This is a genomic window from Streptomyces sp. NBC_00986 (genome assembly GCF_045162565.1).
Classification (GTDB): domain Bacteria; phylum Actinomycetota; class Actinomycetes; order Streptomycetales; family Streptomycetaceae; genus Streptomyces.
In genome coordinates this window covers 11,736,925-11,750,813 of sequence record NZ_CP108733.1, presented here as the reverse complement: position 1 = coordinate 11,750,813, position 13,889 = coordinate 11,736,925, and the positions used below count along the sequence as shown (strand labels likewise).

Annotated in this window: 12 protein-coding genes; 5 read left to right on the top strand and 7 right to left on the bottom strand. The window is 67.8% G+C overall.

What is annotated here, in order from left to right; all coding sequences use genetic code 11:
- Positions 1-746 precede the first annotated feature (746 nt).
- The 3 genes from OG504_RS52785 to OG504_RS52775 all read left to right on the top strand — a co-directional run bounded on the left by OG504_RS52785 (position 747) and on the right by OG504_RS52775 (position 3,374).
- Positions 747-1,349, top strand: coding sequence for a hypothetical protein (locus OG504_RS52785; protein ID WP_405987747.1), 603 nt, complete (start codon positions 747-749; stop codon positions 1,347-1,349).
- Between the two features lie 1,004 nt (positions 1,350-2,353).
- Positions 2,354-2,650, top strand: coding sequence for a hypothetical protein (locus OG504_RS52780; RefSeq protein WP_405987748.1), 297 nt, complete (start codon positions 2,354-2,356; stop codon positions 2,648-2,650).
- 10 nt (positions 2,651-2,660) lie between these two features.
- Positions 2,661-3,374 carry a hypothetical protein gene (locus OG504_RS52775; protein ID WP_405987749.1) on the top strand — a complete coding sequence of 238 codons (714 nt, stop codon included), beginning with the start codon at positions 2,661-2,663 and terminating at the stop codon, positions 3,372-3,374.
- Positions 3,375-3,492: 118 nt separating this feature from the next.
- Here OG504_RS52775 and OG504_RS52770 read toward each other — a convergent pair whose 3' ends face one another.
- Genes OG504_RS52770 through OG504_RS52760 form a run of 3 tightly spaced genes read right to left on the bottom strand, consistent with a single transcriptional unit; the run spans position 3,493 to position 5,898 of the window.
- On the bottom strand, positions 3,493-4,056 hold the full coding sequence (locus OG504_RS52770) for a helix-turn-helix domain-containing protein (protein ID WP_405987750.1): 564 nt from the start codon (positions 4,054-4,056) through the stop codon (positions 3,493-3,495).
- Position 4,057: 1 nt separating this feature from the next.
- Positions 4,058-5,584: a helix-turn-helix domain-containing protein gene (locus OG504_RS52765; RefSeq protein ID WP_405987751.1), complete on the bottom strand. Its 1,527-nt coding sequence runs from the start codon at positions 5,582-5,584 to the stop codon at positions 4,058-4,060.
- The gene (locus OG504_RS52760; protein WP_405987752.1) at positions 5,581-5,898 is read right to left on the bottom strand and encodes a helix-turn-helix domain-containing protein; all 318 of its coding nucleotides are present in this window, start codon (positions 5,896-5,898) and stop codon (positions 5,581-5,583) included. Before OG504_RS52760 ends, OG504_RS52765 begins: the two co-directional genes overlap by 4 nt.
- A gap of 222 nt (positions 5,899-6,120) precedes the next feature.
- Here OG504_RS52760 and OG504_RS52755 point away from each other — a divergent pair, with 222 nt between their 5' ends.
- Positions 6,121-8,637, top strand: coding sequence for a Helicase associated domain protein (locus tag OG504_RS52755; protein WP_405987753.1), 2,517 nt, complete (start codon positions 6,121-6,123; stop codon positions 8,635-8,637).
- A 280-nt stretch (positions 8,638-8,917) separates the two neighbouring features.
- Positions 8,918-9,289: a hypothetical protein gene (locus OG504_RS52750; RefSeq protein ID WP_405987754.1), complete on the top strand. Its 372-nt coding sequence runs from the start codon at positions 8,918-8,920 to the stop codon at positions 9,287-9,289.
- A 215-nt stretch (positions 9,290-9,504) separates the two neighbouring features.
- Here the strand turns inward: OG504_RS52750 and OG504_RS52745 are convergent, their stop codons facing one another.
- From OG504_RS52745 to OG504_RS52730, 4 genes are all read right to left on the bottom strand, one after another.
- Positions 9,505-10,713 carry an acyltransferase family protein gene (locus OG504_RS52745; RefSeq protein WP_405987755.1) on the bottom strand — a complete coding sequence of 403 codons (1,209 nt, stop codon included), beginning with the start codon at positions 10,711-10,713 and terminating at the stop codon, positions 9,505-9,507.
- Positions 10,714-10,722: 9 nt separating this feature from the next.
- Positions 10,723-11,781 carry an NAD-dependent epimerase/dehydratase family protein gene (locus OG504_RS52740; RefSeq protein WP_405987756.1) on the bottom strand — a complete coding sequence of 353 codons (1,059 nt, stop codon included), beginning with the start codon at positions 11,779-11,781 and terminating at the stop codon, positions 10,723-10,725.
- Between the two features lie 95 nt (positions 11,782-11,876).
- Entirely contained in the window at positions 11,877-13,412 is a 1,536-nt protein-coding gene (locus OG504_RS52735) for a phenylalanine aminomutase (D-beta-phenylalanine forming) (protein WP_405987757.1), read from the bottom strand.
- A gap of 155 nt (positions 13,413-13,567) precedes the next feature.
- Positions 13,568-13,888, bottom strand: a complete 321-nt coding sequence (locus OG504_RS52730) for a chorismate mutase (RefSeq protein WP_405987758.1) — start codon at positions 13,886-13,888, stop codon at positions 13,568-13,570.
- Position 13,889: the final 1 nt, after the last annotated feature.

Here is a 13,889-nt window from a genome sequence, read left to right as displayed (position 1 = left end):
CCGCAGACACGACGCGGTGTCGCTACGCGACACTCTCCGCGCTCCGCGCGGAAGACCGGAACTCCGTTCCGGTCACCGGCTCGCTCCGCGATCCGGCAACGGGACCAGCCTCCGGCCGGCCCCGGACAGGACCGGTGCGCTCCGCGCCCCAGCCCTGCGAAAGCAGCTGGCTAGGGGCGGGTTCAGAGGTGAATGGAGGCCTCTTCGAGAAATGCGTCACTCTTGAGAACTAGATAAATTCTGGAGTAATTCGCCACAACCAATTCAGTGCATTTACTCCCCAATATCGTCGATCGATCGGCCGATGAAAAACTCCTACGACTGTATCGATAAGAATGGAGGGTATATGCCTGACAAATTAACAAAAGAAAGAATATCCAACACTAACGATCGCTACACTAATTTCAGTATTTAAATTTACTTCTGCTGGCTCGGCTTGACAGTTTCTTTGCGTAAGACTGTTTGCTATTTCAGGAATCGCAGAAATAAGTAACATCGAATGAGGCTCGCGTGTAGTTTCGAACAGGGAACTCACGCGAGCCTTCATTTTTCTCTTATCGGTTCGGTGGCGTAATTCTTCGCAACGGATTAATTCTGGGGGTATTTGCATATCCCCTATTGGACGGTACTTCGACGGACCGACTCTGCCTGCGGTGGTGGGGCCTGCGCCGTAACACCGCCGCAGGCCCCACCCTGAAAGGGTGAACCGGGGAACTAAGCGAGCTGGTCCCAGTGTCGAGTGGGACATGAACGGTGATCTCATTAACACGCTCCTCACACTTGCCAGTGGAGCGGCTCTCCTGGGTCTCGGGGCGGTAGCGAACGACTGGCAGACACGGCGCACCGAAGCCCGCAAGCAACGGATGGACGACCGGACGGAGCTGCAAGCGCAGGCGGACGAGCTGATCGCGGCGGTGCTCGACCTGAAGGTGACAGGCGGTCTCCATGACCAGCTCACGGGTAGCCGAAGAACACGGCTGACCGTCGGCATGCACGCACTGGTCCAGGGACTTGCGGAGTGGTCTCGGTCAGGGCGAGGTCGCCTTGGTCTCCTCACCGGCTACGGCAACGCGTCGAAGGTCATCAGGCAGTGGGACCGGGACCACACAGCATCGGCGGCCGGACTGGCTGGGCCGCTCATTCGCCTTGGAGCTGCCGCCGCGCCGCTGATGAGTCGCCAGGAACGGGACCTGGCTGCGGCAGCAGGGAACGTGTTCACCACGATCGTCGAGAACTTCGCGGAGGAAGGCCGGGTGGAACATGCCCTGGCGGAATTCCGAGAGGCGCTGCTGCCTGTCCTGAACCCACCCCCGGCTCGGCGAGGCCTGCTGTCTCTCCGTCGGCGGTGACGACGGGACGGTGCCCGGAATCAGCGCGCCGGCCTTGGGGTCGACGGAGAGGACGGCCAGGACGCGGTCCAAGGCGCGGAGCTCCGCGTCGTTGATGATGTTCTCCATCTGCTTCGCCGCGGGAGTCGGAGAAGCAGATGTGTCGAGCCGAGGCCCGTGGTGAGGGGGCATCAGGCGACGGACGGACGCTCTCGGGTGGGGCGACAGGTGCTGCTCGCGCACGCCGCCGACGCCCTGCGCCGAACGCCGGTAATCCGTATGGACCGGTGCGAGCACCTGGGCTCCAACAGCCGTCACGTAGGGCAAATCGCGGTGCGCAGTGGAAGCGCACACCGTCGGCGCTTCCCAGGCCGGTCCGAATACGTACGCAATGCAGGTGAAGCCGATGCCCGCCCGTGATGGGCGTAGGCGATCGGCTTCACGTGGAGAGAGGTGCGCCAACACCTTCTCTGCTTCCCTGCTGCGTGCCGGTTGGAGCCAGTAGCAATCAGGGCGCCACGGTCGGCGTACGCCCACCGGTAGCTGACTACGAGTGTGCCTGGACTTTCTGATGCACTCAGATCACGGGCGGCGCGAAATTGAATCAACGCAGGTCAGCACGCCCGTGTCCAACTATGCCAGCCTTGCGCACATATCTGGTAGATCGCCAGGTGAGAATTGCGCACTCACAATTTCGGCCATCCCCGCCGCATGCTAGGGCCGTGTTCGACGCCGTGACCTGCGCCAACACCTTTCGATCTTCACATTCGCCATACCCGCACGTACTGGTCTGCGCCTGCAATCGCGTGACGGAGGTCACTGGTGGCCTTTTGGAGCGTTGGTGAGCCAACGGTTTGACCGACTGTCATACATGCCGTAGCGGCTGGGACCCTGTGGAGCAGCAGGTCTCCCACGTGTCGAGAGCGCCAACTCTCGCCAGGCGCATGGGAGACGAGTCCGGTTGGAGCAAGTAGCGCCGTCCGGCGATCTCCTGATCGCCGGACGGTACGTAAGGGGATACACACATGGGCGGAAAGCCCACTGCTGCGGCGGGCGCCGCGGCCACCACGCCGGTGTCGACCGGCACCAGCACCACGACCACGGCCGGCCGGTTCGGCATGCCGCAGGCGGTCGTCATCGTCGCGTTCGTCGTCACCGCGGCCTTCCTCGCCCCTTCGGGCATGAACGTCCGCGATGTCCTGCTGCTCCTCGCGGGCGCCGGCACCACCGGCGCCACCGTCGTCGCGATGGCAGTGACCGGCAGCAGCAGGGCCGGCCGTATCAGCCGCATGGTCCGTGCCTACTTCAGTGCAGGGAACTGAGGTGATCGGCGTGGGGCGCCCCGAGAAGCCGGTGAACCGCACCGTTCCGGCACGCGCGAAGCTCGCGGACTTCCTGCGCGAGCGCAAGGCCCGGTCCGGCCAGACCTACGAGCAGATGTCCCAGGAGGTCAACGGCATCCCTTCGAAGGCCACGTTCGAGCGGGCCGCCTCCGGCAACTCCGTGCCCTCCCAGGAAACCGTCTTGGCCTTCATCGCCACGACCTCCACCAGCAAGGAGATGACCGTCGCGGCCCTCAGCTCCGCCATCAACCGCGGCCAGGAGCTGTGGATCCGTGCCCGCCGGGACACCCGGGCCCCGTACTACGTTCCCAGCGCCCCCGACCCAGACCTGATCTCCACGCGGGCCGACCTGCTCCGCGACCTGCGCCGACAGCATGTGTGGGCTGGCTATCCCACGCCCGGTGAGATGGAACGGATGTCCGAGATCGGCGTGCTGCCCAGCAGCAGCACCCGCCGCGTCATCAAGGGCGAGATGCTGCCCGTCGACCTCCGGCAGACCATCGCCTTCCTCAAGGCCTGCTACGTCGTCAGCCCTGCCGACCTCGAACCGTGGCTCGCCGCGGTGGACCGGGCCCACGCCGACGCGGAGGCCAAGCGGCTCAAGGCCCTCCAGGAGACGCTCGCCCGGACCAAGCAGAAGACGGCCGCCATCCCCCTCAAGCTGTCCAGCCACGAGAGCACCGACGTGGACATGGCCGCGTAGATAGGGATATCCCGACACGTCGACGGCGGATCGTCGCGGTCGTCGCCGGACATGAAGCAGGGCCCCGCACCATGTGCGGGGCCCTGCTCGCAGGATCACAGATGGTTGCCGAACGTACTCATGCCGCGAAGCCGATGTTGGTGACGTACTCGTACTGCCCCCACTGGGAGCCGAGGTCGACGACCTGGTCGACCCACGCGTCGTCCAGCTCCTGGTCGTCGCCAGCCACCCACGCGGCGACGATCCGGTCCCAGTGACGCACGTTCATCGTCCGAAACTCCACTGCTCGTTGGTGGGGGCGGTCCACCTGTGACTGGTTGAGGGGGTGGATCTCGACTCGGGTGCCGCGGTTGAGGCGGGTGAGGAGGTAGCGGGCGACGTTCTCGCGGCGCACGGTGCGGTAGGCCTGCTCGATCGCGGCGAGGTTCTTTCGTGAGGGCGTGCGGGTGCCGTTCAGCCAGGCGCGCAGCGTGCGGCGGGTGACGGTCAGGCCGGCGGCGCGTGCGGCGGCCTGGGCGTGGTCGGTGCGGGTGAGGTAGTGCAGGCGGGCGAGGAGGCCTCGCCGGGCGGTGATCGGGGTGGCGATGTAGCCGGCGAGGGCGTCCAGTTGGCGGGCGACGGCTTCGTAGCCCTTGATGCCGCGTGCGCCGTACTTGCCGAAGTCGATGTTCCGCTCGGGCATTTCAGGCCTTCTCTTCCGTCGCGGTGCCGACCGTGTAAATGTCCTTGACCTTCACCTCGGTCACGCCGCGCCCTTCGGGGAAAATGGCGCGCCATTCGCCGATGACATGCAATTCGTCGGTGCCCATCGCGCGTACCACCATAAGGCCTTCGTCGTAGGCGCGGTGGGCTTTCCACCACAAATTCACGAATGCCTGGGAACGAATGAGGTGCATCCAGTCGGTGCGGTACAGGTCCCGGTTGTAGTTTGACTCCCCCATGGTTGAGACGAATTTCGAGTACATCGCCTTCACGTACTCCAGGGTTACGTCGTCGCCGTCGGTGATCGCGGTGTCGCGGGCGTCCTTGAGGGTGATGCGGAACTTCTCCAGCAGGCTCTCGGTGGCGCCCGACGTCCACGATTCGTGGATTGCGGGCGGCTCGCACAGGGCGTACTTGGGGCTGGAGATCCGCAGCAGCAGGCGCAGGGTCGGCTCCGTGATCCACAGCGGGCCGGCTTCGTCGCGGTTGCCGATCGGGTTGGGCAGGACCGTGTCGTGGTTCCAGGCGGGTGGGGTGATCAGGTGGATGCCGGCCCGGCGGCGGTCGTGGTGGTCGCCGGTGGAGTGTTCCAGCTGACCGAGCGGGAGGTGGGTCTTGAGTGCGGACAGGTAGGCGCCGTTGATGTCGAGCGCGGTCACCTCGTGCACACCTGGCGGGAGTTCGGGGCGGGCCCATTTAGGGCGGGCCTCCCAGATCTGGTCGGCGCCCCGCGCGGTCTGCTTGCGTAGCACGTCGGGTAGCCACGGGTGCGCGACGACGTCGTAGCGGCCGCCCTTGCGGGTTGTGTCGAGCAGGGTCATCGCGTCCGGGATCGCCCGCTTCACCAACGTCGCGGTCGCCGCCTCGACATCGCCGGCGTGCTCAGCGAGCACGGCGGCGACGGCGGACGCGATCGGGTCCGGGGTGTCGGCGGTCTGCATACGACGCCCGACCGGCACCACCTTCACCCCGCGCCCGAGTTGCCGCACCGGCCTGTCCGCGGCCGCCGGACGCCACGCCTCGGCACGCCCGGCAGGCTCCCGCTCCGAGGCGGGCTCAGTGGCCGGGGCTGCCGGGGCGGGACCGCAGTCGGCTGGGTCCAGGTGTTGGGGGAATCCTTCGACCTGGTGGTGGGCGGGCTGCCCGCACAGTACGCACGGCTGCGGGACGGCTAGTTCGTCGACGTCGTCCAGGTCGGCCAGCTCGTCGGCTTCCGCTGGCTCCTCTGGAGGTTCGGTGGCGGGCTCTGTGTCTGCAGTTGCGGCGGTGTCCAGCTTGGTGCGGGCTCCGTTGAGGAAGTAGGCGTATTTCTCGCGCACTTCGCCGCTCGGGTCGCGTCCGGACTCCCAGCCCCCGACCGTGGACGTGCCGACGCCCAGAGCTTGTGCGAGCTGGGTGCGTGAGACGTTCAGTGCCTCCCGTAGAGGGCGGCGTTCTTCAACGGGCGGCAAGGGTGTTTCCTGCTTGGCTCGGGCGAGCAGGGCGTCGATTGCCTCGAAGTCCGTCATCGTGCTCCCCCGTCCTGCACGGCAGCAGTCCGGCGGGCGCGGGCTGCGGTGCGGCCGGCTGGTCGGCGGCGTTGCGTGGGCAGGGACTCTGTGGCCTGGGTGGGGCCGGCCAGCAGTTCCAGTACGTCGATTCCGTAGTGTGCGGCCACGATGTCGCAGTCGGCCAGGCTCCAGGCGGCCGCTCCGGACTGACGGCGGCTCACCTGTGCCTGACTCACCCCCAGCGCGGCCGCGAGATCGGCCTGCGACTCGCCTGTCGCATGCAGGAGCGCGGCGATCGCCGACCGCAGCCGCTCGTCCAGGGCCATACTCATAGCGAGAAGTATACAAGATACGCACTATTGATGCGAATATTGCAACCCTCGGCGTGTTCGGTGCTGCCGGGTGTCGCGGTGGAGCCGGTGCCGTTGGCTGCGGCCTGGTGACCTGGCCCGGACCGGGTCGCGGCGGCCTTCACGATGCGGTCGGGGGCGTCTTCGCGGGCGGCAGGGTGCTGCTGGTTGGGTGCCTGTCAGGTGCTGGTGGAAGATGTTCGGATGCCGCATGTGACGCTGCGTCCGCATCAGGTTGAGGCCGTTGATTCTGTTGTCCGGGCGCTTTCCGGCCTCCCCGGCGGCCGTATGCCTGCCGACGGCCTCAGGGCGCAGGTCATCGCTGCTACCGGGTCCGGGAAGACGCTGATCGGTGTCGAGTCGGCGCGCCGGCTGTCCGCCCGCCGGGTGCTGGTTCTGGTGCCCACCCTGGATCTCCTCACTCAGATGGCGCGTGCGTGGCGTCGGGGCGGGCGCAGGGGCTTGATGGTGGGGGTCTGTTCTCTGCGTGCGCGGGAGAGTGGTGGTGTGCCGTGCACGACGGATCCGGCCGAGCTGGTGGAGTGGACGTCGGGGCCGGATCCGGTGACGGTGTTCGCGACCTACGCCTGTGTCGGTCAGGGCGTTGTGCAGCGGGCGCACGAGGCCGGACTGCAGGTGTGGGACTTGGTGGTGGTGGATGAGGCGCACCGGGTGAGTGGTGATGCGGGCCGGCCGTGGGCTGCGGTGCATGACCAGCAGCAGATTCCGGCGGTGCGGCGGCTGTACATGACGGCGACGGCGCGTGTCTGGGAGGCGGAGGGCGGCGCCCCGCGGCTGGTGGCGAGTATGGAGGAGGACTCCCCTGTCTTCGGGCCGGTCGCGTACAGGTTGCGGCTGTCGGAGGCCATCCGGCTGGGGCTGGTGGCTCCGTATCAGGTGCTGTGTCTCGACATCCGTGACCCTGGCCTCCATGCCGTGCTGACGAGCGGGGACACCGGCTCCGACGCCGTGCGCGGGGTCCGGCTGGCGGCGGTTCAGACGGGGCTGATGAGGGCTGCCGTCGAGGAGCGGTTTCGGCGGGTGCTGGCTTTTCACAGCCGGGTGGGTGAGGCGGAGGCGATGGCGGCCGGGGTGCCGGCGGTCGCTGCCCGGCTCGCCCGGGACGACTCTGACACGTTTCCGGCTGCGGAGCGGGTGTGGGCCGGCTGGCTGTACGGCGGGCACCCGCCGCTGCACCGGCGTCGGGTGCTGGAGGAGTTCGCGTCGGATTTCCTTCGAGGGCCGCAGTCCGGGGAACGGGATGTTCCCGCCGCACTGCGTGTGCTGAGTTCCGTTCGCGTCCTTGGAGAAGGCGTCGATACAGCTGAATGTGACGCGGTGCTGTTCGCGGATGCGCGTGGTTCGATGATCGACATCGTGCAGATGGTCGGCCGGGCGCTGCGGATGCAGCCGGGAGCGGGGAAGCTGGCCACGCTGATCGTTCCGGTGTTCCTCGGACCGGACGAGGATCCCGACGACATGCTGACCTCGGCCTCGCTGAGCGCTCTTGCAAAGGTCCTCGGGGCGCTGCGGTCTCACGATGCGGAGACGGTCTCTGCGCTCGCGGAGGCGCGGGTCCGCAACAGTCGTCCCGGGGTCGGGCAGGGGGACGGGGAGGGCGGGTTCGAGGGTGAGGACAGCGGGCAGGAGCGGGGCCTTGCAGCGGTCAGTGGGGCTGCGGCGGGGGTGCTGCGCTTCAGTGAGGAGCGTGATCCGTTCGCGCTGACGCAGTTCATCCGGCTGCGGATCATCGACCCCGAGGGGGCGTACTGGCGGCGGGGCGTCGAGGCCGCGGCGAAGTGGCTGCGCGAGAGCGGCAGCGCCGGGCTGCGGGTGCCCTACGTGTTCGTGGCGCCTGAGGAGTGGGGCGCGGTCGGGGGGTATCCGCTGGGCCGCTGGTTGGCGGATGTACGGCGCTCTTACGCCGCCGGCACGCTGGAGGCCAGACGGGTTGTCGAGCTTGAGGCGCTCGGGGTGGTGTGGTCGGCGTGGGACACCGCCTGGGCCGATGGACTCGCCGTCGCCAAGGACTACGCAGCCGTGCACGGGCATCTTCTCGCGCCCGCCACCGCGGTCTGGGGCGGTGATGGGATGGCGATCGGGGTGTGGCTGAAGAACCAGCGTGCAGCGGCCCGCAAGACCCGCGCGAACGCCGAGCGGCGTGCCGCCGGGGAAACGGGCATCTCGTCGGCCGGTGAACTCTCCGAGAGCCGTCTGGACGCCCTGGACGGGATCGACCCGGCCTGGTGCCCCGGATGGGGCATCGACTGGCAACGCGGCTTCCACCTGACGCTCACCCACGTCCGCGCCGGCGGGGCACTGCCGGCAGGGGCGGGTGAGGCGATCGTGCAGGGCGAGGACCTCGGCGCCTGGATCCAGGCACAGCGGGCCGGCTGGGACAGGCTGGCACCGGTGCAGCAGTGGCTGCTCGACAGTGTCCTTGGCCTGCAGCCGCTCACGCCGGCAGAGACGGCAACGCAGGCGGGGAGACGGACTCGGACCGACCGATGGGCCACGCATCTCGCCGCCGCCCGCCAGTTCCACGCGCGTGAAGGCCACCTCCGTGTCCCGAGGAAGTTCGTCGAGGAGCTGGCCGGTGGGGACGGGGAGAGTGGTGTGCCGGTTCGACTCGGGGGGTGGCTCGACAACACACGGCGCAGGGCCGACAAGCTCACCCCGGAACGTCTGGCGGCACTCGACGAGTTGGGCATGCGCTGGTAGGCCCATTGCGGAATGGCAGCACCAGGTTGGTCAGTTTGGTGTCCCGTGGCAGTCGGCCGGTCCGAGCGCGAACTGCTCATGCGGGGAGCATCACCGGCAGTCGGGGTCGGTGCGGGGGTTGATGAGGTCCTGTTCGGCGTCTCATCGAGCACGCTGCGACAGTCTGAGTTGATCAAGGTGTGGTACGCGCCCGGGCTGAACATGGTGAGCGTCGGCGTGGTGCCGTCGTAGAAGAGCATGCTCGTGTTCTGGCTCAGCAGGATCCAGTTGGCGGGGCGGCGTGAGTGCCGGGCTGGAGCTGCTGGTCCCGTCGGCGTCCTGCCTGGGAGGGGCCTTTCTGCGCTGGGTGCTCACTGCGGCCGTGCAGCGGGGCTGCGTGGCGCATGTGCACAGTCAGCATCCGGTGAGGGTCCATGAGCGCATCTACCGGCTGGGCTATCTGATCGCAGGCGAGTCGCTGCACCTGGCTGTGGAGTTGGACGGGTTCGCCTTCCGCAGTGATCGTGCCGCCTTCGTCTACGACCGGCTGCGGCGGACCGACCGGGCGGCCACGGGGCTGCCGGTGCTGCGGTTTTCCTATGACGCGGTGTGCCTGGACACGGCACGCTGCGTGGCTCAACTGCAGGCGATGCCGTGCTGGCGCCGTGGGTGATCGCCGCGCCGCGCGTCGAGGTCCGGCGTGTGCGGGGCAGCGTCGGCCGTGCCAGCGCAGTTGTTCGCTGTAGGGGAGCTGGCCGGGACCTGCACTCAGCCCCACACCGAAGCCATCTGTCAGTAACTTGCGCCAAAGCCCCGCTCTCCAAAGCTGGGCAACCCCTGGCGTCCGGTGGCTGCCCGCCCAGCAGAGCCGCGGCGGTGAGCAGCCGGTCAGCGCACGATCGTGGTGGCGGACGCGTGGTGTTCTGCGGCTATGCGGTGGGCCAGGGAGCGTTTTTTGAGCTTGAGGAAGGGGGTCTCCAGGAACCGGAAGCTGAGTTCGGCGGCGGCATAGGTGCTCGCGAGGACCAGGGCCGCGAAGCACAGGTCGGAGCCGCTCCAGCCGGTGAGGGTGTGTTTCATGTGCGGGGCCAGCTGGCCGAGGAGAGGAACGTGCAGGGCGTAGATGCCGTACGAGATGACGCCTGTGCGGACCAGCCAGCGCGGTGACAGGACCTGTGCGAACAGGCCTTCGCGGGAGGCGAAGTGGACGAGTGCGCCGAAGAAGAACGAGACCACGGTGTACTGCCAGACCCAGCCGTAATGATCCGGGAAGGTGACGGGGTAACCCCAGTTCCCGGGCATTCCGTGACCGGTGGCCAGGTTGTGGCCGAGGAGTGCGAGGGTAGCGAGCACGAACACGGTCGCCGCGGCCGCGGCGAGGCGGGGCAGTTGGCGGCGTAGTTCGGGCAGTGCTGTCAGGGCTCCGACGGCGAACGTCTCGATGTAGGTCAGCGGCGACTGGGCGATGGTGAAAAGCCGGAGGTAGCCGTTCGTCTCGGTGGCTTTGAGGAGGAAGTAGAGGCCGACGCGGAGCAGGGGGCCGCCGAGGGCGAGTGCGACGGCGGCGCGGACGAACCAGCGGCGTGGCAGGAGCAGCACCAGCAGAGCCCAGACGATGTAGAGCTGGGCTTCGACGCACAGGGACCAGAACTGGTTGTAGATGGGCACCGTGGGGGGTGCGAAGTCTCCCGCGAGGGTGCGGAAGTCGTAGGTCCACGTCCACAGGTAGGGCAGGTCCGAGGTGATCTCGGCGTGGTGGTAGCCGGCGAGCGCGCAGACGGTGACGACTGCGCAGACGCTCAGGTAGAGGGGGGCCAGTCGCAGTGCGCGGTTGCGGAAGAAGTCCCGCGCGCGCCGGCCACGGCTGAGGTCCTCGTGGCCCAGCAGGGTGCGGGTGATGAAGTGGCCGCTGAGCGCGAAGAACATCGGCACGCCCAGCCAGCCGAAGGGGAGCTGGCCGGTGTGGTAGAGGACCACGCTCAGTACGGCTATGGCGCGCAGGCCGTCCAGGGACGAGAGGTGGCGCTGGCTGGCGGAGTTCCGCGTGCCGGGGGGCACCGACGGCGGGGAAGAGGGGTTCGCTGTCGTCTCGGTCATCGTCGTCTCTCAGCCGTTGTGGTGGGCGGCGAGCCAGTGGTCCTCCGCGTCGTAGTCGAAGAAGGAGAAGCCGGCCGGGTGGTGGGCCAGGGCCGGGAAGACCTCGGTCCAGTCCCGGTCCCGTACGGCGGACAGCAGTGACTCGACGGTGCCGGGCAGCGACTCCAGGTAACCGGTGACCGGTTTGTAGCCGATCTCGCGGCCGGCTGCTTCCAGGCTCAGCACGAACGGGTTCGGCACCCCGTACGGGTGCAGGCCCACCATGCCCTCGGCCGGTCCCGGCATGCCGACGATCTCCGAGCTCGCGCCGAGGAGTTCGTCGACGGCGGTGGCGATCTGTCGTGCCGTGGGGACGTCGGGGTCACCGATGTTGAGGGCGCGGGTGCCGGGTGTGTGGGCTGCGAGCCGTACGGCCTCGGCGATGTTGGAGGTGTGTGCGGGGTGGAAGCGAGTCAGGCCCTGGTGGGCCAGAACGCGCACGGGCCGGTTGTCGAGGGCGCGTTTGACGAACCACCACTCGGAGGGCTTCTTGCCGCGGGGGCCGTGCGGGGCGCCCACGCGCAGCAGGGTCACGGGCAGCGGGCTCCGGCTGCCGTGGGGGGCGTGGGTGGCGGCGGCTTCCATGGCGCGCTTCTGGGTGAGGTAGTTGTCCTCACCGGCCTCCACCATGCGCTGGCCCTCTTCGATGGGCTCAGGGAAGACGCCGAAGCCGCGCGGGCCCATCATGGTGCCGAAGCCGCGTTCCTCGTCGTCGGTGTAGAGCGCGGAGGTGGAGATCGCGACGGCCGATCCGACCAGCCCGGCCAGTGAGCGCAGCTGCTCGCCGTGGCGGCCGGTGTACGCGATGACGTCGACGAGTACGTCGGCGCCCGGGCCGATCGCGGATCGCAGCTGTGCGTCGTCGTCCCGGTCGGCGCGTACGGTCTCCACGTTCCAGTCGGGAGACCAGCCCGCGTCCTGCCCGGTGCGCGAGACGGCGCGTACGCGCCAGCCGTCCTCGGCGAGTGTCCTGACCACGGCCGGACCGATCTGTCCGGTCGCGCCGACCACCACTGCGGTCCTGCTCATGCCGCACCCCCTGCTCGATACCCGTATCGCGGGCAGCTTCAGGGGGTGGACCGGAGTATGCCTGGAGTCGTGGTGGACCCGTGCCGTGGGCCAGGTCAGAGGATCTCGGCGGCGATCGCCTCGATGTAGTCCGTGATGGTCTCGTCATGGTCGAAGTAGGGGACCAGTTCGCGGGTGCGCTCGTAGAGTTGACGCGTGGCCGGGGACAGGCCTTCGCGGCCGCGGATGTCGACGGCCTGGCAGGCGCACAGCAGCTCGAAGGCGACGACGTACTTGGCGTTGGTGAGCACCTCGCGGGCTCGGCGGGCCGCGACGAACCCGAACGACACGATGTCCTGGAAGTCCGCTGTGCTGGTGAGCGTCTGGATGGACATCGGCATGGCCGAGGCGCGGGTCTCCGCGGTGATGGAGGCGGTCATGAACTGACCGCCCATCAGGCCCAGGCGCAGACCGGGGTCCTCGCGGCACAGGAACGGCGGCAGCCCGTTGCTGTTGCTCTTGTCCAGGTAGCGGTCGACGCGCCGGTTGGAGAGGTTCATCAGCGTCGTCAGGGCGATCACCAGATGGTCCATGGCCATGGACACGTACTGTCCGTGGAAGTGGCCGTTGTGGAAGACCTCGTCCTCGTCGGGAACGATGAGCGGGTTGTCGTTGGAGGAGTTCAGCTCGTCCTCGAGGGTGTTGCCGATGCCGGTGATGCTGTCGAGGACGGGGCCGAGGATCTGCGGGGTGCAGCGCACCGAGTAGGCGTCCTCGATGGCCTGCGAGCCGGCCTTCGTGGAGGAGTCCATCTCGCCGGAGAGGATCTTCTCGGTGTCGTGTTCGTCGACAGCGAGCTTGGAGTCGCGCAGGGTGTTCCACAGGGCCGCTGCCACGGCGCGCTGTCCCCGGTGCGGCTTGAGCTCGTGAACGCGCGGGTCGAACGGCTTGGTCATGCCGCTGAGCCCTTCCACGGACAGTGCGGACACCAGCAGATAGGTATCGAACAGCCGGCGCGCCGCCGAGTGGACGAGGCTGCCCAGGCCGACCATGCCCGAGGTGCCGTTGATGAGGGCGAGGCCCTCCTTGAAGCTGAGGGTCATCGGTTCGATGCCTGCCTGGCGCAGTGCCTCGGCGCCGGGCAGGGTCTCGCCGTTCAGGCGGGCGCGCCACTGGCCGACGCATACGAGGGCGATCGCAGCGAGGGGGCCGAGGTCGCCGCTGGTGCCGAGCGAGCCCTTCTCGGGCACGCAGGGGGTGATTCCGGAATTGTAGACGGCGACGAGCTTTTCGAAATTCTCCAGCGAAATGGCGGAGTTGCCGCGGGCCAGCGAAACGATCCGGGACAGGATCACGGCACGTACGGTGGTGTCGTCGAGGTGCTTTCCGACATTGGTGGCAACGGCGTTGATGAGGTTTTCCTGAAGCTGTTTCGCCTTGCTGATGGGAACCAGCCAGTCGACGAAGCCACCCATGCTGGTGTTGACCCCGTAAATGACCCGTCCGTCGTCCACGAAATGTTCCAGGGTCTGCCTCGACGTGTGGATGCGCTTGCGCACGCCGTCGTCCACGACCACATGCTGACCGTCGCGTACGGCAGCCTCCAGGTCTTCCAGACGCACCCGCTGGCCGACTGAAAGTGTGAAAGTCATGGTGCCCACCTCGGTTTCACCGATGTTCGTACGGCTCCCTGGAGCCGCCTGGCCGGGTCTAGTTGAACTCATGTCCCATTCAAGTGCGTGCCCCATGCAGGAACTACGGCTATGGACCCCTAGGCGGGCACCCTGCCCCCAGAATGTGATTGCGGTCAGTTCGGTCCGCGGGAAACACGCAGCAGCAGTTTCGCGAACTCGACGCCGAAGCGGCCGAATTCGTCGCTGTAGTGGCCGATGATCTGTGTTTCGCGGGAGACGCACACCCGGGGCCCGCCCGTCGACATCCGTGCCGTCTGTACCTGGGCGGAGAGTTCGGCGCGTTCCTTGACGAGGCCGATGATGCGGGTGTCGATGGTGTCGATCAAGGCGCGGTGGCCGCGTATCGTCGTGGCGGCCTGGTCGGCATCGGCGCCGTTTCCACGTATTCCGGTGTCCAGGTCAGGCGTGACGGCCGTACTTCTGGCAGTGGTCATA